Source organism: Acinetobacter sp. TY2, from assembly GCF_046269225.1.
GTDB lineage: Bacteria > Pseudomonadota > Gammaproteobacteria > Pseudomonadales > Moraxellaceae > Acinetobacter.
Map to the genome: position 1 here is coordinate 1 of NZ_JBJZOR010000015.1, position 21,465 is coordinate 21,465.

The 21,465-nt window shown below is 37.2% G+C and carries 20 protein-coding genes; 6 read left to right on the forward strand and 14 right to left on the reverse strand.

The window, feature by feature from the left end:
- The 3 genes from ACK1JC_RS10675 to epmA form a co-directional block, all read left to right on the forward strand.
- The coding region (locus tag ACK1JC_RS10675) for a citrate/2-methylcitrate synthase (RefSeq protein WP_409511855.1) at positions 1-303 on the forward strand (303 nt) is incomplete at its 5' end.
- A gap of 204 nt (positions 304-507) precedes the next feature.
- Positions 508-1,575 carry a 4-phosphoerythronate dehydrogenase gene (locus tag ACK1JC_RS10680; RefSeq protein WP_409511856.1) on the forward strand — a complete coding sequence of 356 codons (1,068 nt, stop codon included), beginning with the start codon at positions 508-510 and terminating at the stop codon, positions 1,573-1,575.
- Entirely contained in the window at positions 1,572-2,555 is a 984-nt protein-coding gene (epmA, locus tag ACK1JC_RS10685) for an EF-P lysine aminoacylase EpmA (protein ID WP_409511857.1), read from the forward strand. The genes ACK1JC_RS10680 and epmA overlap by 4 nt, the downstream gene beginning before the upstream one ends.
- 302 nt (positions 2,556-2,857) lie before the next feature.
- On the opposite strand, the gene ACK1JC_RS10690 is transcribed toward epmA, so the two are convergent.
- The 9 genes from ACK1JC_RS10690 to ahcY all read right to left on the reverse strand — a co-directional run bounded on the left by ACK1JC_RS10690 (position 2,858) and on the right by ahcY (position 15,573).
- Positions 2,858-4,012 (reverse strand): MFS transporter, encoded by a 1,155-nt coding sequence (locus ACK1JC_RS10690; RefSeq protein WP_409511858.1) that lies wholly within the window; start codon positions 4,010-4,012, stop codon positions 2,858-2,860.
- Between the two features lie 77 nt (positions 4,013-4,089).
- Positions 4,090-4,692 carry a TetR/AcrR family transcriptional regulator gene (locus ACK1JC_RS10695; RefSeq protein ID WP_409511859.1) on the reverse strand — a complete coding sequence of 201 codons (603 nt, stop codon included), beginning with the start codon at positions 4,690-4,692 and terminating at the stop codon, positions 4,090-4,092.
- A 200-nt stretch (positions 4,693-4,892) separates the two neighbouring features.
- Entirely contained in the window at positions 4,893-5,393 is a 501-nt protein-coding gene (locus tag ACK1JC_RS10700) for a GNAT family N-acetyltransferase (RefSeq protein ID WP_409511860.1), read from the reverse strand.
- A gap of 250 nt (positions 5,394-5,643) precedes the next feature.
- Entirely contained in the window at positions 5,644-6,885 is a 1,242-nt protein-coding gene (locus ACK1JC_RS10705) for a multifunctional CCA addition/repair protein (RefSeq protein ID WP_409511861.1), read from the reverse strand.
- Between the two features lie 92 nt (positions 6,886-6,977).
- Positions 6,978-9,257, reverse strand: a complete 2,280-nt coding sequence (locus tag ACK1JC_RS10710; protein ID WP_409511938.1) for an NADP-dependent malic enzyme — start codon at positions 9,255-9,257, stop codon at positions 6,978-6,980.
- Positions 9,258-9,392: 135 nt separating this feature from the next.
- Complete coding sequence (locus ACK1JC_RS10715; protein ID WP_409511862.1) at positions 9,393-12,257, reverse strand: EAL domain-containing protein; 2,865 nt, start codon at positions 12,255-12,257, stop codon at positions 9,393-9,395.
- A 184-nt stretch (positions 12,258-12,441) separates the two neighbouring features.
- Positions 12,442-13,149 (reverse strand): 16S rRNA (uracil(1498)-N(3))-methyltransferase, encoded by a 708-nt coding sequence (locus tag ACK1JC_RS10720; protein WP_409511863.1) that lies wholly within the window; start codon positions 13,147-13,149, stop codon positions 12,442-12,444.
- A gap of 43 nt (positions 13,150-13,192) precedes the next feature.
- Complete coding sequence (gene metF / locus ACK1JC_RS10725; protein ID WP_409511864.1) at positions 13,193-14,029, reverse strand: methylenetetrahydrofolate reductase [NAD(P)H]; 837 nt, start codon at positions 14,027-14,029, stop codon at positions 13,193-13,195.
- A gap of 161 nt (positions 14,030-14,190) precedes the next feature.
- Positions 14,191-15,573 (reverse strand): adenosylhomocysteinase, encoded by a 1,383-nt coding sequence (gene ahcY / locus ACK1JC_RS10730; protein ID WP_409511865.1) that lies wholly within the window; start codon positions 15,571-15,573, stop codon positions 14,191-14,193.
- Between the two features lie 302 nt (positions 15,574-15,875).
- On the opposite strand from ahcY, the gene ACK1JC_RS10735 reads away from it, so the two are divergent.
- A complete protein-coding gene (locus ACK1JC_RS10735) occupies positions 15,876-16,190 on the forward strand; it encodes an NGG1p interacting factor NIF3 (RefSeq protein ID WP_409511866.1) in 315 nt (104 codons plus the stop codon).
- A gap of 119 nt (positions 16,191-16,309) precedes the next feature.
- On the opposite strand, the gene ACK1JC_RS10740 is transcribed toward ACK1JC_RS10735, so the two are convergent.
- Both ACK1JC_RS10740 and ACK1JC_RS10745 read right to left on the reverse strand, forming a co-directional pair.
- Positions 16,310-17,068, reverse strand: coding sequence for a nitroreductase family protein (locus ACK1JC_RS10740; protein WP_409511867.1), 759 nt, complete (start codon positions 17,066-17,068; stop codon positions 16,310-16,312).
- Positions 17,069-17,184: 116 nt separating this feature from the next.
- Positions 17,185-17,985 (reverse strand): enoyl-CoA hydratase-related protein, encoded by an 801-nt coding sequence (locus ACK1JC_RS10745; protein ID WP_409511868.1) that lies wholly within the window; start codon positions 17,983-17,985, stop codon positions 17,185-17,187.
- Positions 17,986-18,084: 99 nt separating this feature from the next.
- Here ACK1JC_RS10745 and ACK1JC_RS10750 point away from each other — a divergent pair, with 99 nt between their 5' ends.
- A complete protein-coding gene (locus tag ACK1JC_RS10750) occupies positions 18,085-18,654 on the forward strand; it encodes a nicotinate-nicotinamide nucleotide adenylyltransferase (RefSeq protein ID WP_409511869.1) in 570 nt (189 codons plus the stop codon).
- 16 nt (positions 18,655-18,670) lie between these two features.
- Here the strand turns inward: ACK1JC_RS10750 and ACK1JC_RS10755 are convergent, their stop codons facing one another.
- Positions 18,671-19,603 carry a LysR family transcriptional regulator ArgP gene (locus ACK1JC_RS10755; protein ID WP_409511870.1) on the reverse strand — a complete coding sequence of 311 codons (933 nt, stop codon included), beginning with the start codon at positions 19,601-19,603 and terminating at the stop codon, positions 18,671-18,673.
- Positions 19,604-19,777: 174 nt separating this feature from the next.
- Here ACK1JC_RS10755 and ACK1JC_RS10760 point away from each other — a divergent pair, with 174 nt between their 5' ends.
- Entirely contained in the window at positions 19,778-20,383 is a 606-nt protein-coding gene (locus tag ACK1JC_RS10760; RefSeq protein WP_409511871.1) for a LysE/ArgO family amino acid transporter, read from the forward strand.
- 152 nt (positions 20,384-20,535) lie between these two features.
- On the opposite strand, the gene ACK1JC_RS10765 is transcribed toward ACK1JC_RS10760, so the two are convergent.
- Together ACK1JC_RS10765 and ACK1JC_RS10770 are read right to left on the reverse strand one after the other, a co-directional pair.
- A complete protein-coding gene (locus ACK1JC_RS10765; protein ID WP_409511872.1) occupies positions 20,536-20,994 on the reverse strand; it encodes a peroxiredoxin in 459 nt (152 codons plus the stop codon).
- 63 nt (positions 20,995-21,057) lie between these two features.
- Positions 21,058-21,456 (reverse strand): hypothetical protein, encoded by a 399-nt coding sequence (locus tag ACK1JC_RS10770; RefSeq protein WP_409511873.1) that lies wholly within the window; start codon positions 21,454-21,456, stop codon positions 21,058-21,060.
- Positions 21,457-21,465: the final 9 nt, after the last annotated feature.

Below are 21,465 nucleotides of genomic sequence, written 5' to 3' on the forward strand. Positions count from 1 at the left end.
GAGAAATTAGCGAAAGATGTAGGTGATACCACACTTTACCCAGTATCAGTGCGCTGTGAAGAAGTGATGTGGCGTGAGAAGAAATTGTTCTGTAATGCAGACTTCTTCCATGCATCGGCATACCATTTTATGGACATTGCAACCAAGCTATTCACACCAATCTTTGTGATGAGTCGTGTGACTGGTTGGGCTGCACATGTCATGGAGCAACGTGCAGACAATCGTATTATTCGTCCAAGTGCGGATTATACGGGTTATGAACTTCGTAAAGTATTGCCGATTGAAGAGCGTGAAGCTGCTTAATCATATAACAGTATCATGCATCAGTTTATAAATGCATGATGTAAAAGATAAAAATGCCCAATCTAATGATTGGGCATTTTTAATTCTATTTTTTCCTGCTGCATAGATTTGTTTGAACGAAATGGATGAATTCACTACAGATGCGATATAGCGATCATTTCAGCAAAACGGTATGATGAAGATACTGAAATGTGGAATAACACTATGAACATCGTTGCAGATGAAAATCTCGCATTTACTGAATATTTTTTTGCCGAATTTGGAGAAATTAACAATCAAGCAGGGCGTACAATTACACATGAAGATGTAAAAAATGCCGATGCTTTATTGGTGCGTTCAGTGACGAAGGTGAATCAGCAACTGATTGAAAATACAAAACTAAAATTTGTCGGTAGTGCAACCATTGGCACAGATCATTTAGATATTAACACATTGGAACAACAGGGAATTGCATGGTCAAATGCAGCTGGTTGCAATGCGCAAGCGGTTTCTGAATATGTAATTACTGCTTTATTGCACATTGATGCTCAATTTTTAGATTTGGGTAAACAATTTACTTTAGGTATTATTGGTTTAGGGAATGTCGGTTCACGTTTGGCATATATGGCACAACTTTTAGGTTGGAATGTGATTGGTTATGATCCATTTGTAAAAAATTTAAATATTCAACAGGTTGAGCTAGATACATTATTAAAGCAAGCTAATGCCATTACTACGCATGTACCACTGACCCAAACAGGTGAGCATCCAACCTATCATTTAATCAATGCAGAAACTTTGGCAATGATGAAACCTGAAACCATTTTAATTAATTCAGCACGCGGTGCAGTGGTTGAAGAAGCGGCTTTAATTGCAGATATTTTAAAAAATCAGCGTAGAGTAGTGCTTGATGTTTTTGAGCATGAGCCAGAAATTTCAGAAGAATTATTAAAAATTATTACGCTTGTTACGCCACACATTGCTGGTTATAGCCTAGAAGGTAAAGCTCGTGGTACACAGATGATTTATGATGCATTTTGCAAAACATTTGATTTTAGCGCGCATAAAAAATTTGAAACGAAGTTACCTGCCTGTGAACAATATTTTTATGGCAATAACATTAAACAAACCCTGAAAAAATATTTATCAACCATTTATGACATTGCCCGCGATGATGCCAATTTAAGAGCAACATTAAAAGATGGCAAAGTGGATCAAAAAGCTTTTGATTATTTACGTAAAACCTATCCTTTACGTCGTGAATGGGCTGCACATGGCGGGCCAAAAGCATGAATGATTCTCGTATCAAATATCAGCCAACGTGTGACCTCAACGCCTTAAAAGCCCGTGCCAAAATGTATGCACAATTACGTCAGTTTTTTTCTGAACGCACTGTGTTGGAGGTTGAGACTCCTGTACTTTCGCAAGCTGGCGTCACTGATATACATTTGGCTTCTGTACAGGCATTGCGTCATATCGATGGTCGAAAACAAACGCATTATTTACAGACTTCACCTGAGTTTGCCATGAAGCGATTATTGGCGAGTGGCAGTGGGGCGATTTATCAGATTTGTAAGGTATTTCGTGATGATGAACATGGACGTAAGCACAATAGTGAATTTACCATGTTGGAATGGTATCGCCCTGAGTTTTCATTGAAAGATTTAATGCTTGAAGTGACCGATTTGCTCAATGTCGTTTTAGCACAACGTTTCGGAGAAGTTCGTCCGACCATTTATAGCTACAAACATGCTTTTATGGATCGTTTGGATCTCAATCCGCTCAAGGCGACTTTGCAGGAATTGAAAAATGCCTGTCACCGTGTTGGTTTAAATCTAGATTTGGGCAATGATCGTTTGGGTTATATTGACCTGTTGTTCTCTCACATGGTTGAACCGAGTTTAGGTTTTGATACGCCTGTATTTTTAACCGATTTTCCACCTGAAATGGCTTCTCTTGCCAAAACACGTATTGATGCAGATGGTGAGTTGGTTGCAGCTCGTTTTGAGTTATATATTGAAGGTTTAGAGCTTGCCAATGCTTATGATGAATTGATTGATGCCAATGTGTTGCGTAGTCGTTTTGAAGACGATAATGCAGAGCGTGAAAAGTTAGGTTTACATGTGATGCCAATTGACGAGTATTTACTCGCAGCTTTGCCGAATATGCCTGAGTGTTCAGGAATTGCTTTGGGAATAGACCGCTTGTTGATGGTGGTACAAAATCAGATGAAGTTAGAAAAAGTCATCAGTTTCCCTGCTGAGGTGTCGTAATTTATAAACGATAAATAGATGAAAATGGGATTTAATACAATTTTTCTTTTCTGTAAGGAACAAAAGTTCTCTACAAAAAGATGTATAGATAGCGATGCTTAACTAAATAAGGTTTATTGGTACTTATCCAAAAATATTATTTTTAATTGTAAAATGGATCAAAATCAACTAAACAAATCCGATATGGTTTCATATCGGATTTGTTGTAGATAATGAGTCTGTTTTTGAATATAAGTATTTAATTTTAAATAAAAATATTTATCATAGGTGCCATTATATAGAATGATTACGTTACATTTGTATCAAGACCAACCTTGTTGACGATTACGTACGTAAGGCAGAAGTGAAGCCAATGCCAATATTGCCAATACTGCACCAATCCATAAGCCTGAACGTAAGCCATAACCATTTGTAATTGCTAAACCACCTATATAGGAACCTCCACCTAAGCCAATGTTAATTACTGAGGTATGTACTGCATTGACCATAGGACCCGGATGCGCAACACTGACAATTCTTGCCATCATTGCAGGATTCATTGGAACACCAGATAATCCAATCAAAATTATTGCAATGATTGCTATAGTTTTATATTCGGCAAATATTGCAAAGGCAAATAAAGATATACTTAATACGGTTAGTCCAATCAGCATAATTTTAAGGCTATGGTCATGTGCTAAGCGACCTGTGATCATATTCCCTACAATGTTTGAGAAACCAAATGCCATTAAAATAAATGGAACGACTTGCATACTAAATCCAGTGATATCGACCAAAACAGGAACGAAATAACTAAAAGCTGCAAAGCTAGCACCTAAAATTAGGCAACTTGTTGCACAAGCTTTCCAATACGCTTTATTTTTAAAGGCTTTGATCTCTTCTTCCATTCTAAGTTGCCCACCGCCTGATACTTCAGGTAAAAGACGTACTAGAGCAATCAAACAAATGAATACCAATACTGCGACTAAACCAAAGGTAATACGCCAGCCCCATTGTTGATCAATCATTGTTGCAAGAGGGACTCCAAACACATTGGAAATCATAAAGCCGCCAATAACAATGGCTGCTGCTCGAGGCTTATTATGGTTCGGAACCATCGCCATGCTTATGGCAAGAGAAAGACTCAGACAGCCTGCACATAAGACACCCGTGACAAAACGGATTACAATTAAAATAGCATGGCTAGAGTTGAAAGCGCTTAAACCTTGGATCACAACATAAAGTATGAAAAGAATTAGCAAAACTTTTCGATATTGGACTTTATATTTTAGAAAAAAGTAGGTGAGTACAGGCCCGCCGAACATGACACCAAAGGCATAATATGAAATTAAATGTCCAACGTCACCTACGCTGATTCCAAAGGCTTGGGATAAAGTGGCGGTCATACCTGCGACCATCAATTCGGCTGTACCAATTGAAAAAATTGCTAGACCTAATATATATACTGCTAACGGCATTTTGTTAATACATTCCTATTTCTTTAACGATCATTACAAAAATAAAGAGTTTAATTTCTTTCGCAGTGATGACGCAGTTAGAGGTTGGCTAAGAGACCATTAACGACATCTTCTAGAAAGCTTTTATCTGAAATATTTTTGTTTAGTACACGCAAACCGTAGTATCCAGCTAAAAAGCCTCTTGCCATTTCAAGAGCTGAGGCTTTTGTACTGAATTCCCCATTTGCTTGTCCTTCGACAAATACCGTGAGGAGAGAATTCTCTAGGCGTTGTCGATATTCTAGATTCAGGCTTGAAACAACCTGATCTTTATCTCCCATCTCTAAAGCAGAGAATAAGACCATGGCTTCATGCTGTTCTGATTGTGAAAGATCCTCAGCAATCCCCCAAAGTAAAAGGGATCGTAATCGTTCTTTGAACAGTCCTGACTGTGTGAGAATGGATAATTGTGCTGCCATGGTTTTTTCATGGCTACGTAGCAAAGCTTGTTCATATAAAGCTTGTTTGCTACCAAAGGCGTTATATAAACTTCCTCGCCCTAATCCAGTAACATCACATAAATTTTGCGCAGAAGTACCTGCATAGCCATTACTACTAAAGACAGTTATAGCGGCATCAATGATTTCTTTATCTTCAAACTGTCTAGGACGGCCTGGATAATTAGATTTGTCATCACTCATGGATGATCCTGAGTGGGAGTGAACTGAGAGGAATACTAAATATTATGGAACGACTTGTCAAATATTAAATCAAAAAAATAATTGCTAGTTCATGGATTGTCTAAAATTAATGCTATACTCCTTCTGGAAAATTAAATAAATGAATTAAATCAATATTTTATAATAAGTTGTGAAGAATATTATATTAGATACTTAATAGTTTAGAAATTTTTATTAAAGAAAACAACATCCATATTTAAAAAATTAGATCTGAAAGTTGTACTGAATCCTAACTTCTTTAGAAGATTATGAGCTGGTAAGTTTTGTTCTTCAGAAAAGGCTATTACATTTTTAAAGCCTCTATTTTTCATATTTTCTATTAATTTAGAGGCAGCTTCAACGATGTACCCTTGACCTCGTTCACTTTTGATTAATCTGAATCCTAATTCGGCTTGATCTCTTCCATCTAAAGTACATATTTCAAAACCACAGTAACCAATAATCTTAGTTGTATTTTTGGAGATAATAGCCATTTTTCCAAATCCGTATTTTTCATAATGCTCTAAAATTTCATAAAAACGGTTTGTAGCATCTTTAACATTTAATGAACCATTAGGTGAAAAAGCCATAAAGTCCTCATCTTGAAATAGTAAGATAGCTTCATTTAAATTTTCTTTAGAAAATGGTCTTAAAGATAAATTTTTGGTCTCAAATGTGCTCATCTTTTCAATTCACCTAAAATTATCATAATAAAACTTATACGGAAGAGATGGAATAAATTAATTAATTTCAATGTGTTATGGGAAATAAAATAGCTGGTCTTAAAAAATGGAAGTTTTTAAGTAAATTTTTATGATTGCATGAAAACCACGATCAAGAAGTTCCTGAAAATTGTAAATGCTTTATATTAGCTGAAGAGCTATTAAAATCTGCTAGCTCTTCGAGCGTTCCCGCTATTTCTGAGTAGGATTTTTAAACCACTTGATCAGGCTGAGTATAATTTTGCTTAAAGTCAGAAATCGCTTCAATTCGCTTTTGAATGAGCATTTCACCAATATCAGGACCTTTTACATCCGCAGGTAAGTCAGAAGCCTTAATGTTACGAACCTTATGCATCACATCCAACAAATACTGCGCTTGCGGATAAGCACGATCTTCTAAACCTAATCGACCTTTAGCATCACACTCACAGGCTTGAAGGAAAGCTTCAACACGTTCAGGGCGACGCAGCACATCTAAACGCTGTAACAAGCGCCAAACAGTACCTGCTTTTAAGGTAAATGCTTGATGACACTTTAAATGTTCCTTACACACAGCAAGTGCAAGTTGCTTAGTATTGGTTGGTACACGTAAACGATCACAGACTTGAGTGACAGGTGCGATACCACGTTCTTCATGCATAATATGACGAGGCAATTCATCGACTGGCGTCAGGGCTTTACCTAAATCATGTACCAAAACGGCAAAACGAACATCCAATGAATAGTGAGCTTTACAAGCTTGTCGTAAAGACATCATGGTATGAATCCCACAATCAATTTCAGGATGATATTCAGGACGTTGCGGCACACCATACAAAGCATCAATTTCAGGAAAGAGGATTTTTAAAGCACCACATTCACGTAATACTTCAAAATAAACATCAGCATAATCTTCCATAAGTGCACGAGAAGTTTCTTTCCAAACTCGCTCAGGTGTCAATGCATTGAGTTCACCCGATTCAGTCAATTGACGCATTAAAACTAGAGTTTCATCGGCGACAGTAAAACCATACTGTGCATAACGAGCTGCAAAACGAGCCACACGTAAAACACGTAAAGGGTCTTCGGCAAAAGCAGGAGAAACATGGCGTAAAATTTTGTTGGCTAAATCTTGTTGTCCACCATAAGGGTCATAAACTGTACCCTCGTCATCCATAGCCATCGCATTGATGGTTAAGTCACGACGAATCAGGTCATCTTCAAGGGTAACAGAAGGGTCGGTATAAAATTCAAAGCCATGATAACCATGCCCAGACTTACGTTCAGTACGGGCAAGTGCATATTCTTCTTTTGTTTTAGGATGTAAAAACACAGGGAAATCTTTACCCACAGGTTGGTAACCTTGAGCAATCAGTTGTTCAGGTGTTGCACCGACAACCACATAATCTTTTTCGTGATAGGGATGCCCTAACAAACGATCTCGGACAGCACCACCGACTAAATAAACACGCATGAAAAAACCTCTATTCTTAATGCCATCATGCAACAGAATAGAGGTTTTCTCAAGTGACTCGATGTGAATTCAAGTCACAAAGTGAATACCAATTACAGAGCGTCTTTTTCAGCTTCCTGAATTTCAGCAACAGTAAGTGCAGTCATATTCACTAAACGACGAGTTGTTGCCGTTGGTGTTAAAATATGAACAGGTTTCGCTGCACCCAATAAAATTGGACCAATGGTGACATTGTTGCCTGAAGTTGCTTTTAACAAGTTGAATGAAATGTTTGCAGCATCCAAGTTTGGCATAATCAACAAGTTTGCAGAACCCTTGAAGCGTGAGTTCGGGAATGCAAAATGACGAATATTTTCATCAAGTGCAGCATCAGCATGCATTTCACCCTCAACTTCAAGCTCAGGTGCAATTTCAGTCAAGATTTCAAACACTTTACGCATTTTTTGTGCGCTCGCATCGTTTTGATCTGAACCAAAGCTCGAGTGAGAAAGGAGTGCAACACGAGGTGTCATACCAAAACGGCGCACTTCTTCAGCCGCTAATATGGTCATTTCAGCCAATTGTTCAGCCGTTGGATTACGGTTGATATATGTGTCTGCAATAAACAAATTACGATCTTCAAGCATCAATGCATTGAGAGTAAAGAAGTTATTACGACCTTCTTTTAAACCAATGACATTTTGTACGAAATCTAAATGAATATCATAGCTTGAGTAAGTACCGCAAAGCATACCGTCCGCTTTACCAAATTTGACCAACATTGCAGCAATGAGCGTAGAGCGACGACGTGATTCACGTTGTGCATACTCAGGTGTAACCCCTTTACGCTGCATAATGCTGTGGTAGTCGGCTGCAAACTCTTCATAATCAGGATTTTTTTCCTGATCAACGATCGTGATATTTTCACCATTTTCAAGGCGTAAACCAAGCTTTTTGATGTTTGCTTCAATCACTGAAGTACGACCGACAAGAATTGGATGCGCTAGACCTTCATCAACGGCAATTTGTACAGCACGAAGTACACGTAAATCTTCGCCTTCTGCGTAAGCGATACGCTTAGGATCAGATTTAGCTTGTGCAAAAATCGGTTTCATCATAAGTGCTGAGTTATAAACAAACTCAGAAAGACGTTGACGATATGCTGAGAAATCTTGAATTGGACGGCTTGCAACACCTGAATCCATTGCCGCTTGTGCAACAGCAGGCGCAATTTCCAAAATCAAACGCTGATCAAGTGGACGTGGAATAAGATAATCACGACCAAATGATGCAGATTTTTCACCATAAGATGCGGCATCTGCTTCAACGTGTGCCATACGTGCAATTGCATGTACACATGCAATCTTCATTTCTTCGTTAATGGTGGTTGCACCAACGTCCAAAGCACCACGGAAAATATATGGGAAACAAAGTGCGTTATTCACTTGGTTCGGATAGTCTGAACGACCTGTTGCCATGATCACATCATTACGAACTTCGTGTGCATGTTCAGGTAAAATTTCTGGATCTGGGTTGGCAAGGGCAAAGATAATAGGATCTTTCGCCATGACTTTAACCATTTCTTTGGTTAAAATACCTGCGGCAGAAAGACCTAAGAACATATCTGCATCTGCAATAACATCAGCAAGTTGAGTGCCTTCAATGTCTTGTACATAACGTTTTTTAGAGTCGTCTAGACCTTCACGTTTTGTTGTCAGTAGACCTCGTGAGTCCGCAACAATAATGTTTTCTTTTTTCGCACCAATCGCACAAAGCAAGTCTAGGCAAGACAGTGCCGCAGCACCTGCGCCTGAAGCAACGATTTTAATTTCGTCAATTTTTTTGCCATTTAATTGCAACGCATTCAGTAGAGCAGATCCAACGATAATGGATGTACCGTGCTGATCATCGTGGAACACAGGGATATTCATACGTTCACGAAGTTTTTGTTCAATATAAAAGCATTCTGGTGCTTTAATGTCTTCTAAGTTGATACCACCAAAAGTAGGTTCGAGTGCAGCAACAATATCGACAATTTTGTCTGGATCATTTTCGTCAATTTCAATGTCAAATACATCAACACCAGCGAATTTTTTAAATAAAACGCCTTTGCCTTCCATCACAGGTTTAGAAGCAAGAGGACCAATATTCCCTAGGCCCAATACAGCAGTACCATTAGTGATCACGGCAACTAAGTTACCACGTGCTGTATAAAGTGCTGCCTTAGATGGGTCTTTTTCAATTTCAAGACATGGTGCAGCAACACCTGGTGAGTACGCTAAAGCTAAATCGTGTTGATTAACAAGCTGTTTGCTTGGCGTAACACTGATTTTTCCTGGCGTAGGAAATTCATGATAATAAAGGGCTTGTTGCTTTAATGATTGATCGTCCATCTGAATCTCTATTGTTACAATGTTCCAGCGAGGCTGGCAGTTTTGGCTAAATTCAACCGAATATAACACTTGTTGAGCAATACGGACAGTCATTCAGCCCGTTTTTTAGGCTAACTTAGACTTAAAAAGTTATTTTTAAGAGAAATTAGCAATCAGCTCATTTTGTTCAAGATACTGTGTACTTTGAGTGGCAGTCAGTGGTTTTGAGTAATAAAAACCTTGGAAAATATAACAACCACGATTTTTTAAAAACTCAATTTGTTCAATAGTTTCGACACCTTCAGCCACCAACATCATGCCAATGGTTTGTCCTAAAACAATTATGGCATTTACAATGGCTTCATCTTTTTCTTTCCCAATACGGCTAATAAAAGCTTTATCAATTTTTAAAGTATCAATAGGGTAGTTGGTAAGGTAAGCGAGGGAAGAGTAGCCTGTGCCAAAGTCATCTAATGAAATTGAAATTTTTCGCTCTTTAATTTGTTTTAATAATTCAATGACATGATCCGATTTATCGAGTAATGATGATTCAGTCAATTCAACTTCAAGCATCTCACCCGAAAGTTGATTACTTTCAAGTGCATGATCAATATCATTTAGTAAATGACCTCGGTGAATTTGTTGCGCCACAATGTTGACCGAAACACGAATGTAATCAAAACCTGCATTTTGCCATTTTTTCAGTTGTTTACAGGTTTCGAATAGTACAAATTGTCCAATTTCATTAATTAAACTCGTTTCTTCTGCAAGGGGAATAAACATATCTGGACGGACTAATCCGAGTTCAGGATGTTGCCATCGAACCAATGCCTCAAAACCAAAAATTCGATTGGTCTTAATACATACTTTGGGCTGATAATAGACCATAAATTCTTTATTTTTAATGGCTTTTCTTAGCTCACTTTCAAGGTTTACTCCATGATTAAGCAGTTGTCCCGATTTATTGGCATAAAAATGTATGGTATTGCCCCCAACATTTTTCGCTTCTGACAGTGCAAGCTCAGCGTGGCTATTTAGGCTATCAATTTGACGACCATGTTCAGGGTAAAGTGCAACTCCAATAGAAATGGAAATTGTTTGTTCTTTTTTTAAAATAGTAAAAGGTAATTGGAAGGCATCTAAGATGATTTTTGCACGTTTCTGAATAGAAAAATTATTCTGATTGAGATTGTAAATAATCGCAAAATCATCATTGTTTAAATAGGAAATTAGCAGCGCATCTGAGCATGATTGACGTAGGCGTTCAGATACTTGTTTTAGCAGTTCATCGCCTGCATCATTACTTAAAGACTCATTGAATGATCTGAAACGGTCAATATTAATGCGAATAAGTGCAAAGTATTTTAAAGCCTGATTTTTACTCGTAACATAATGATGTAATTGCTGATTGAAATAAAAGCGATTTGGTAAATCTGTCAGTAAATCAAAGTTTTCCAAATAGGAAAGTCGTTGCTCACGTTCAATACGTTCAGTTAAATCGGTAATAATACCAACATAATTGATGACTTTATTTTTATCATCTTTAATGGCATTAATATGCACCCAAAGGGTCAGTTTTTTACCCGAAATAAATTGCTCAGTGATTTCAATTTCATGTTCGCCTTTGGTAATGAGTTGTTTCGCAAACTCAGTATGTCTCTGATAGTCTATAGGCTCATCATGAATGGTGACATCAAAAAGGTGCTTTCCAATGATTTCATTGAGCTTGAAACCTAAGAGTTGTTCAAAATAAGGATTCACATCGAGGTAACATAAATTATTATCGAGGACAAATACACCTTCAGCAACCTGATCAAAAACATTGGTCGCTAAGCGAATTTGTTCTTGATCTTTCTTTTCTTTTTGTACATCACGATGTATTCCAACCATGCGAAGTGGTTTGTGATTGGTTGGATGTCTTGCAATTACTTTGCCAATATCTTGAATCCATGTCCACTCATCATTATGTTTTATACGATAAGTTGCTTCAAAACGTTCTGTACGACCACGTAAATGTTGACGCATATTTTGACGGTAATATCCAAAATCATCAGGATGAATATTTAATTCGGTCATGATTGTCGATGGGAGTGTCTGGCTAAAATTATTTACGAATTTATTTTTGGATAAAGAAAAAACTCGTTTTTCAATATTCCATAGCCAAGAATTTATACCCGCTGTTTCATGAGCAAAATCTAAGTTTGCCTGATGATCTTCAAGATGATCATTAATCTGTTTAATGTCGTGTGTACGTTCTTTAACTTTTTGTTCAAGCAATTGATTGTTAATTTGTAGTTCTTGTTTCACAGTTTTTGTGATTGTGACTTCTGCTTGTAATTGTTGCTGTAATTGTTGTGCTTCTTCTAAATGTTTTTGTGATTGGTTAAATAGCTCAATATTTTTAATATTCATACTATCAAGTTTTTGATGATTTTTATGAGAAATAAAGGCGCCCATAAAAATCATGACAAACCAAATATCTTGCATTAATAGATATTGTATTGGAATTGATTTAGGAAACAATAATTCAATACAAAATGCAGGAAGAATGGAGGGGAGATAGATCCAAAGAAAGTAGCGAAAACGTTGTGTGAGATAAATAATTCCCATGATATATACCATGCTCAGCATGGTATTTGCCATAATCATAAGGTGTAAAATGGTTTGGTTATCACTTTTAATCACAAGATAATGGTGAATGAGATATACCCCCACTCCAATTACACAACCAGTCAATAAACAATACAGTTGATTTAAGGCATCAAGATTGAGCGGGTTTAAACTTGAACGGGATATACCATGATGAATGTTGAACCAAGCAATCCCTGCAATTAAACAAAGGGCTAAAAACCAATACTTTAACGTGATTGGACCATGAGTAAAGTTTAATTGAAAAAGATTTAAGGTAAAAAAACCAATAAATACAACCCATATAAAAAAAACTCTTACATGATGGCTGACACTTTTAATTTGTGATGCATACGAACTCGGAGAAAGAGGCTCGCCTTGAACTTCAATCATATGCAGTACACCTATCGCTGTATTAATTTAATATATTGGAAGTATGATTGAACAATATTTTCAATATAAAGCCACGTTGAATCAATGATTAAATTTATTCTTTTCATCAATATTACGTTACTTTTGTTAGGCTTAAAAATCAATATAATTCTAACTAATTAACATTTTTTATGTAAATGTAGATTTAGGTAAAGTTTATGAGTGTAAGTGCGACTACGGGTGCGGTTTCTGTGCGTAAAATCCGATCACCAATACACCAACTCATAAAGCCTGTCTCGTTGGCCATATTGATTTCAGTTTCACTCAATCCGCCTTCAGGACCGATCAGTACAGCAAGTGATGAGCCTGTATTTTGTAAGACATTTTGCTGATTTTTATTGGGTGCTAGGACAAGACGGCTTTCAGGTAAATCACTTTGTAGCCATGCCTCTAATGAGATTGGTGCTAAAATTTCAGGTACACGGTTCATACCACATTGTTCACAAGCAGCAATAGCAATACCTTGCCAATGTTCAATTTTCTTTTGGTCACGATCGTATTTAAGGCGCATTTCACAACGTTCAGAGGTTAAAAGTTGAATTTTTACAACGCCCAATTCTACAGCCTTTTGAATAGCGTAATCCATCCGATCACCTTTGCTCATGACCTGTCCGAGTAGAGTGCTTTTGGACGGAGTACGATTATCAGCATTAAAAGCATCAACAAAAACCTGTGCAGATTTTTTATTGATTTCTGACAATGTCACATAATATTCACCACCTTGTCCATTGAACAAGGTGGCTGTTTCACCCAATTTAGCACGTAAGACTTTAACCCAATGATGAAATACTGTTTCAGTCAGTTCAACCGTAGTATTTACTGCTAAATCAGTTTCAATATAAAAACGAGGCATTCAGGCTTACTCTTTTAAATGTACAAAATTGGATGATATATAATTAGGCTAAACCGAGGTCAAGCACCAATTGGCGATTTGGTTCTGTATGGTTCATGGTATAGAAATGCAGACTTGGCGCACCACCTGCAATCAGGCGTTCGCAAAGCTTAACATTCACTTCATGACCGAATGCTTTAATACTTGCAGTATCATCACCATAGGCCGCAAGTTGTTTGCGAATCCAACGCGGAATTTCAGCACCTGTACCATCAGCAAAGCGAATTAAGTTGCTTGCATTTGTGATTGGCATAATGCCTGGTGCAACAGGAATATCAAGACCTTCTTTTTGAATGCGATCGATAAAGTAGAAATACGCATCTGGATTGAAGAAGAATTGAGTTAATGCTGCATTTGCACCTGCACGAACTTTTTCACAAAAACGTTGAATGTCTTTATCAAAACTATCGGCTTGAGGATGCATTTCAGGGTAGGCTGCTACTTCAATGTGGAAATGATCACCTGAATGTTCACGAATAAAGCGAACTAAATCCTGTGCATAAGGCAATTCACCTAAGCCGACTTGACCTGAAGGTAAGTCACCACGAAGCGCTACAATACGGTCAATGCCTTGATTTTTATAAATATCTAAAAGCTCAGCGATACGGACTTTGTCATCACCAATACAAGACAGGTGAGGGGCAACAGGCGTACCTTTACCATTAAAATCATTAATTGCAGCTAAAGTGCGTTCACGAGTTGAACCACCCGCACCATAAGTAATGGAAAAAAACTCAGGGTTTAATCGCTGTAATTCTTGATGAACGATTTTAAGTTTTTCCGCACCTGCATCGGTTTTTGTTGGGAAAAACTCAAACGAAATAGGAACACGTTTGGTCATGGTTAAATCCTTTTTATCAAAGACTTGTTTTTTATTAACCCTCATTCCAACCTTCTCCCTGAGCCATATATGGCGTAAGAGAAAGAGAATCCATTACATTATTTAAAACCGTAATGAAAAGTCCCTCTCCTAACAAGAGAGGTTAGGAGAGGTGAAAAAACTTAGTACTTATAAGTCTCAGACTTAAACGGACCTTCAACAGCTACACCTAAGTAATCTGCTTGTAATTGAGTCAATTGAGTCAAGACGCCGCCAAAACCAACAACCATTGCAGCAGCAACTTCTTCATCTAATTTCTTAGGAATAAGTTCTACACGAATTTGAGCTGCTTTTTCAGATTCTGGAAGATCAGCAAATTTTTCTGCAAATAAATGCATTTGACCCAATACTTGGTTAGCAAAAGAACCATCCATAATACGTGATGGGTGACCTGTTGCATTCCCAAGGTTCACCAAACGACCTTCAGAAAGAAGGATTAGGTAGTTATTTTCGTCTTCTGAACGATACACTTGGTGTACTTGTGGCTTAACTTCAACCCATTTGTAACCACGTAAGTAGTTGGTGTCGATTTCAGTATCAAAGTGACCGATGTTACATACAACTGAACCTGCTTTTAATGAATCAAGCATAGCTGAGTCACAAACGTGATAGTTACCTGTTGTTGTTACGATCAAGTCAGTATTTTGAAGAAGATCAAGATTGATGTCTTCTTTCTTACCTGTTTGTACGCCATTTTTGTATGGAGAAACAACTTCATAACCATCCATACATGCTTGCATAGCACAGATTGGATCAACTTCAGTTACACGTACAATCATACCTTCTTGACGAAGTGATTGTGCAGAACCTTTACCAACGTCACCATAACCGATCACAAGCGCACGACGACCAGATAAAAGCATATCTGTACCACGCTTAATCGCATCATTTAACGAGTGACGGCAACCGTATTTGTTGTCGTTTTTAGACTTCGTTACAGAGTCATTTACGTTGATTGCAGGCACTTTCAACGTACCGTCACGAAGCATTTCATACAGACGTTGAACACCTGTAGTTGTTTCTTCAGTAACACCGTGAATTTTTGCAATCACTTGTGGATATTTTTCATGAACAAGTAATGTTAAATCACCACCATCATCCAAGATCATGTTGGCATCCCAAGGCGTACCATTTACATTAACTTGTTGATCTAAACACCAGTTGTATTCTTCTTCAGTTTCGCCTTTCCAAGCAAAAACAGGAATACCTGCAGCAGCAATAGCAGCAGCAGCATGGTCTTGAGTTGAGAAAATATTACAAGATGTCCAACGAACTTCTGCGCCTAATTCAACTAGGGTTTCAATAAGAACCGCAGTTTGAATGGTCATATGAATACAACCAAGAATTTTTGCGCCAGCAAGTGGTTTTGCAGCAGCATAGCGTTTACGCAAACCCATTAGAGCAGGCATTTCAGCTTCAGCAAGTTTGATTTCTTTACGGCCGTAATCTGCAAGTGAAATATCGGCAACTTTATAATCTGTAAATGAAGCATTAACCGCGTTCATCACGATCTCCTATATGAAAAAATGGATCAGTATGTTCGCGGATGCCGTTTTTGGTTGTTCTGAATAGAATACCGATGGTCGAGCCTAGCGATTTCACATTTATGAGTCTGTGAAAAAGTCGCAGCACCCCTCGACTGCGGGCTATTGTACTTGGATTCGAAAAGTGTTCCAAGTTGAAAGCGCTAATATTCTATATTTTCGTCAGACTCATTTTTTAATTGATCAAAAACTTGTCAGCGTGTCATTTGATCTTTTAGCATGTATTGATGGGGGTTTATTGTGATGCATGAAAAGGGAACGCGATGTTAAAGCTGATTTATTATGTGCCTGAGGCTTATTTAGAAAGTACTAAAACTGCCATTTTTAATGTAGGTGCAGGTGGAATAGGAAATTATGAGCATTGTGCATGGCAAGTATTAGGCACAGGGCAATTTAAGCCTATTAAAGGTGCAAATCCGTTTATTGGTGAATTGGATACTTTAGAGCTAGTGCCTGAATGGCGAGTGGAAACCATCGTGCCTGATAAATTTGCTGGTGCAGTGGCAAAAGCATTAAAAGCAAGCCATCCTTATGAAGAGCCTGCATTTGAGTTTATTCAGATGGTTGAGATTGGATAAATAAAGCCCCTCCCTTTTTAAAGGGATAGGAGCTTTGCTTCGCAAAGAGGGATTAAAGTACAAAAAGTAAATGAAAATAAGTCAATCTCTTTGTCTAAAGGTGAAGGACTTACAAAAGGTTAAACTTTCTGAATAAATAATTCACGATCAAAGCGATATTGTGGAAAGAATACGCCATCTTCAGCACGTTCGCCTGCACCAATCACCATGACAGGGTATTGTTGATCATTGAGGTCTAAAATTTTACGTACTAAAGGTTCATCAAAGCCTTCCATCATACAGCTGTCAAAACTATGTGCGCGTAAAGCTAAAACTAAGTTTTCACAAGCCAAAGCTGTGGTTTTACTTGCCCAAAGTACAGCATCGGCAGGGGTAAATGCAGTCACTGGGAGTTGCTTGTCGAGTGTACGTGCAACCTTAAATGCCACTTTCTTAAAGTTACCCAATGCATTGAAGTAACCTGTTTTATAGTTCAGTGGAATATACGTGTAATATTTTTTAACCAAAGGTGGAACTTCAGGAAATGGAAATTCGTTGATATTACGTTTTGCCATGTCATCAATACGGTCAGTACGAGCTACACAAACAATCAGTTCAGCAGCAGTTTTTGCCGCAAGTTGACCTAAACACGCTTTAATTAATAGCTTCTTCTTAGATGGATTTTGCACAACATAAAATGTCCATGGCTGTAAATTGGACGAGTTTGGTGCTAATAATGCCATGTCGAGACAATCATCTAAAATTTCAGCAGGAATCACCTTGTCGGTAAATTTACGTACGGAACGTCGGCTTTGAACCACTTTTTTAAAGTTTTCAACATCAATATCTTGCGGTGCAGGTTCATAGTAACGTTTTTTTTCTGTATTGGCTTTAGACATGATTTTTAACCTTTTTAATGATTTACATTGTTTTAAAATAATATGTTTTAAAAAATAAAACCACTGTACTCATAAAGTCAGTGGTTTTATTTTCAATTCATTTTTAGTTTTAAAACTTAGTTGAATTGTGCAAAATCAGGTTTGCGTTTTTGCATAAATGCGGCAACAGCTTCTGCCATTTCAGGAGATTTAACACGTTGCATAAAGATAACAGCTTCATCATCAACACATTGGATGATTTCTTCAAGATTATGTTTCATCATCGCTTTAGTTTGTTTGATTGAAGCCAATGGAAGAGCAGCAAGGGTTTGCGCTTGACGTAATGCGTGACCGTAAACATCATCTTCAATGCTATTGATTAAACCTGCACTTAAGGCTTTTTCACTGTTAAATTTCTGAGCAGTTAAAAGTAATTCAGCCGCTTTATGATAGCCTGCTTGCTGAATGAGTAATTTACTCGAAGCACCTTCTGGAGAAAGACCAAGGCTCACAAACGGAATTTGGAATAGGGCAGTATTGTCTGCATAAACCATATCTGCATGTAATAAAACAGTTACACCGATTCCAATTGCAACACCACGCACAGCACAGATCAATGGTTTAGATAAACGTGCGGCAGATTTTAATAGCACAAAAGGTGGACCATCACCTTCTTTACCTTCAAGGGGTTGTGAAATGAAAGCCATGAAGTCTTTCATATCATTACCTGCGCTAAAATCAGTATCTGCACCACGTAGAATCACGACACGTACATCATTATCTTGATCTGCTTCATCGAATGCTTTGGCAATCCAAAGGTACAATTCACCATACAATGCATTTTTTGCTTCTGGTCGGTTAATGGCTAAAGTCAGTACACCATTTTCCAAATTTGCGTTTAAATGTTGATGTGGTTGTTGAATACAACTGAGTGTCATCGTACTATCCTTGCTTTCAATTGAAATATTCTTATGAGTCCATTATGTCGCATATTTGCAAATGTGGTGCAACTCATGAGTTCATAAAAAAGAATCAGCATGAACTATATATTTGATTACCTCGTTTTTATTGGTCGTTTTCAGCCTTTTCATTTGGCACATTTGGAAACTGTGAATATTGCGCTACAACACAGTAAACACGTTATTTTGGCATTAGGTTCTGCGCAAAATGAACGTAATATTAAAAATCCATTTCTTGCTGATGAACGTGCACAGATGATTTTATCGAATTTTTCTGCCGAGGATCAAAAACGGATTCATTTTGTTCCTGTAATTGATGTTTATAATGATGAAAAATGGCAAAAAATAGTTAAACTCAAAGTGGGTGGAGTGATTCACAAAGGGGATCGGGTCGGTTTAATTGGGCACTTTAAAGATGACTCTTCGTATTATTTGAAATTTTTTCCTGAGTGGAAAATGCTTGAGCTTGACAGTTTAGTCGGGGCGATGTCTGCAACACCACTGCGTGAAGCTTACTATCGTGGAGAAATTTTGAAGAACGCCTTTCCACAAGGGAGCATTGATTTTTTACACAATTTTCAACAAACGCCTATTTATACACAATTAAGTAAAAAATTTGCACTAAATGATAAGTCTAATCTTGAATAGATTTTTTATATAAATATTAATGTTCTATATGTGAATCTTCATCTGTGAGGTTTTGAGCGAGATTCATCGCATGATTTGCATGAATTTTAATATGTTCAGTTAATATTGACAACGGTTCAGATTGTTGTTTCCAATGATGCCAATAGAGTTGCAGATCAATCGCTAATTCATCTGATATCTCAATTAATTTTCCGCTGTCTAAATGTGGATTAAGTTGATAATCAGGTAGCCATCCATACCCCAATCCCATGACAATCGCATCAACAAATGCACTTGATGACGGAATAAAATGATGTGGATATTGGGTTGGATTTAAGCCAAATTTTTGCTGAATATATCCAGTGTGCATATGATCTTTCTCATTGAAAATCAGTGCAGGTGCGTCACGTAAAGCATCACGATTTACGCCGTGTGGAAACCACTGTGCAATATATTGTGGTGTCGCAACAAAACGATAATGCATTTGTCCTAAAGAATGTGCTACGCAACCTTTCATTGCATTCGGCTCAGTTGTTAGACAAGCATTAACTAAGCCAGCTTCTAGCAAATGATGCGTTTGTGATTGATCATCCAATTGAAAATGCACAACAATTTTATGTTCAATCAAAATATTTTTGAATAATGGCAGTAGCCAAGTGGCAAGTGTGTCGGCATTGGTGGCAATGTTAATTCGATAAAACTGTGATTTTTCAGTTTTTCCTGTCAAATTTTGCAATAAATTTTGTTCAAGTAAACGACTATGCTGTAGATAGTGCAATAAAGACTGACCTGCTTGTGTGATTCGACATGGACGCTCACGAACAATCAGTAAATGTCCGAGTAGTTTTTCTAAACTTTGCACACGTAAAGTCACTGCCGAAGCTGTAATGCATAACTGTACTGCGGCAAGATCAAAGCTACCTGTTTCTGCAACAGCTAAAAATGCTGCACAATGTTTATGATTAAGCATAATTTTTAATCCTACTTGAAACTTTCAATTCATGTAAAAATAGTATTTTTTAGTGTATTTAATTTTAATTATAAACTTAATTAAATTTAGTTAGATTGATATTTTCTAAGAAATAATCAATCTTATGAAAATTTCAGGATAATGCATCCACAATTTTTTGAATGTTACATGGTCATGGTAAATAGTTACATACAGGGACTAATGATGGGTTTTAGCCTGATCATTCCAATTGGGGCACAAAATGCATTTGTACTGAAACAAGGCTTAAAAAAACAATCTGTGTTTTGGGTCTGTTTGGTATGTGCATTGTCCGATTCTATTCTCATTATTTTAGGTGTAACGGGTTTTTCAGTGGTGATACAACAGTACCCTCAATTAATACAGTGGGCTAAATGGGGTGGGGCGCTGTTTTTATTTTGGTATGGATTACAACATGCCTTGCAATCCTTTGGTTCAGAACAAAAGATGCAAATTAGTGCAGATGAAACGCAACATTTAAGTAAAATCATTTTAATTTGTTTGACTTTAACATGGCTCAATCCGCATGTATATTTGGATACGGTGGTTTTGCTCGGTTCAATTTCGACACAATTTGAAAATACGAAATTATATTTTGCTTTAGGTGCAGTGACGGCATCTTGGTTATTCTTTTTTGCATTGGGCTATAGTGCAAGAATATTTATTCCTATTTTTGAAAATCCAAAGGCTTGGAAGATTTTAGATGGAGTGATTGCATTGGTAATGTGGGGAATTGCAATTTCACTGATCTTAAATGTATGACATTTAAATGAATGATTTGAAATTTAAGGCTGTTTATATTTGTTTTAGGATAGTTTTTTTAACTATAAGATCAGCCCAAATATTCAATAATCAATATATTTATACATCTAAAACATGAAGTATGTGGGCTAATCGTTATACGGCGTAATTACTTAAGCTTGAAGTGCTTTTAAATCTGCTAAAACTTGTTCAGCATGCCCTGCAGCTTTGACTTTACGATATTCTTTGACCAATGTGCCGTTATGGAAAATAAACGTTGAGCGTTCAATGCCCATCACTTTCTTACCATACATATTTTTTTCTTTAATTACATCAAAATGCTGACACAGTACTTCTTCTTTATCACTAATCAAGTTAATGCTGAGATTTTGCTTCTCAGTAAAATTCTGATGTGCTTTCACAGAATCACGAGATACCCCAATAATCGTGGTATTTAGTGCAGAAAACTGCTCTTTCAGTGTTGAAAAATCAACAGCTTGGACTGTACAGCCTGGTGTTGAATCTTTAGGGTAAAAATAAATGAGTAACCATTCTGATGTAACTTCAGCTAAATTAATTTCGCCTGTAGTTGTTTGGAAAGTTTGATTTGGTAAAGTAATACTTGAACTCATATTCATATTCTCCATAAAAATTCAGCCACATAAAAGTGGCTGAATTTAGACTGTGGTTAACGATTATTTTTTCGCTTGTGCAGCTTTCATTTCAGCTTCAGCAAGTGTTTGAATCTTGCTAACCAGTGGTGCACCAAGACATGCCTTCATGTCTGCATTTTGCTTCTGAACAAATGCTAACGTAGATGGGCTTTTCTTCGCATTGAGTGTGCTTTGTAGCTCCCACTGTTGAGCAAGTGTTGTTTTACCTTTGATATCGGTATCACAAGTACAGTATTTACCTGCTTCAGTTGCAGTTAAACCACCTTTTTTAGTGATTTGAGTTTTACACTCAGCAATGATCGCAGCTTTCACGTTAGTGCTTTTTGCAATACTTGCCGCATCTGCTGAAGCAAGTGTAGAACCGAACATTGCAGCAGAGAAAAGTGAAGTCAGTAGTAAACCTGTTTTAGAAATTTTCATCATCATTAC

Bases quoted from the DNA above. Each gene is read 5' to 3' on its own strand.
- ACK1JC_RS10680 (WP_409511856.1), top strand. From the start codon at position 508: ATGAACATCGTTGCAGATGAAAATCTCGCATTTACTGAATATTTTTTT.
- epmA (WP_409511857.1), top strand. From the start codon at position 1,572: ATGAATGATTCTCGTATCAAATATCAGCCAACGTGTGACCTCAACGCC.
- ACK1JC_RS10690 (WP_409511858.1), bottom strand. From the start codon at position 4,012: ATGCCGTTAGCAGTATATATATTAGGTCTAGCAATTTTTTCAATTGGT.
- ACK1JC_RS10695 (WP_409511859.1), bottom strand. From the start codon at position 4,692: ATGAGTGATGACAAATCTAATTATCCAGGCCGTCCTAGACAGTTTGAA.
- ACK1JC_RS10700 (WP_409511860.1), bottom strand. From the start codon at position 5,393: ATGAGCACATTTGAGACCAAAAATTTATCTTTAAGACCATTTTCTAAA.
- ACK1JC_RS10705 (WP_409511861.1), bottom strand. From the start codon at position 6,885: ATGCGTGTTTATTTAGTCGGTGGTGCTGTCCGAGATCGTTTGTTAGGG.
- ACK1JC_RS10710 (WP_409511938.1), bottom strand. From the start codon at position 9,257: ATGGACGATCAATCATTAAAGCAACAAGCCCTTTATTATCATGAATTT.
- ACK1JC_RS10715 (WP_409511862.1), bottom strand. From the start codon at position 12,257: ATGATTGAAGTTCAAGGCGAGCCTCTTTCTCCGAGTTCGTATGCATCA.
- ACK1JC_RS10720 (WP_409511863.1), bottom strand. From the start codon at position 13,149: ATGCCTCGTTTTTATATTGAAACTGATTTAGCAGTAAATACTACGGTT.
- metF (WP_409511864.1), bottom strand. From the start codon at position 14,029: ATGACCAAACGTGTTCCTATTTCGTTTGAGTTTTTCCCAACAAAAACC.
- ahcY (WP_409511865.1), bottom strand. From the start codon at position 15,573: ATGAACGCGGTTAATGCTTCATTTACAGATTATAAAGTTGCCGATATT.
- ACK1JC_RS10735 (WP_409511866.1), top strand. From the start codon at position 15,876: ATGTTAAAGCTGATTTATTATGTGCCTGAGGCTTATTTAGAAAGTACT.
- ACK1JC_RS10740 (WP_409511867.1), bottom strand. From the start codon at position 17,068: ATGTCTAAAGCCAATACAGAAAAAAAACGTTACTATGAACCTGCACCG.
- ACK1JC_RS10745 (WP_409511868.1), bottom strand. From the start codon at position 17,985: ATGACACTCAGTTGTATTCAACAACCACATCAACATTTAAACGCAAAT.
- ACK1JC_RS10750 (WP_409511869.1), top strand. From the start codon at position 18,085: ATGAACTATATATTTGATTACCTCGTTTTTATTGGTCGTTTTCAGCCT.
- ACK1JC_RS10755 (WP_409511870.1), bottom strand. From the start codon at position 19,603: ATGCTTAATCATAAACATTGTGCAGCATTTTTAGCTGTTGCAGAAACA.
- ACK1JC_RS10760 (WP_409511871.1), top strand. From the start codon at position 19,778: ATGGTAAATAGTTACATACAGGGACTAATGATGGGTTTTAGCCTGATC.
- ACK1JC_RS10765 (WP_409511872.1), bottom strand. From the start codon at position 20,994: ATGAGTTCAAGTATTACTTTACCAAATCAAACTTTCCAAACAACTACA.
- ACK1JC_RS10770 (WP_409511873.1), bottom strand. From the start codon at position 21,456: ATGAAAATTTCTAAAACAGGTTTACTACTGACTTCACTTTTCTCTGCT.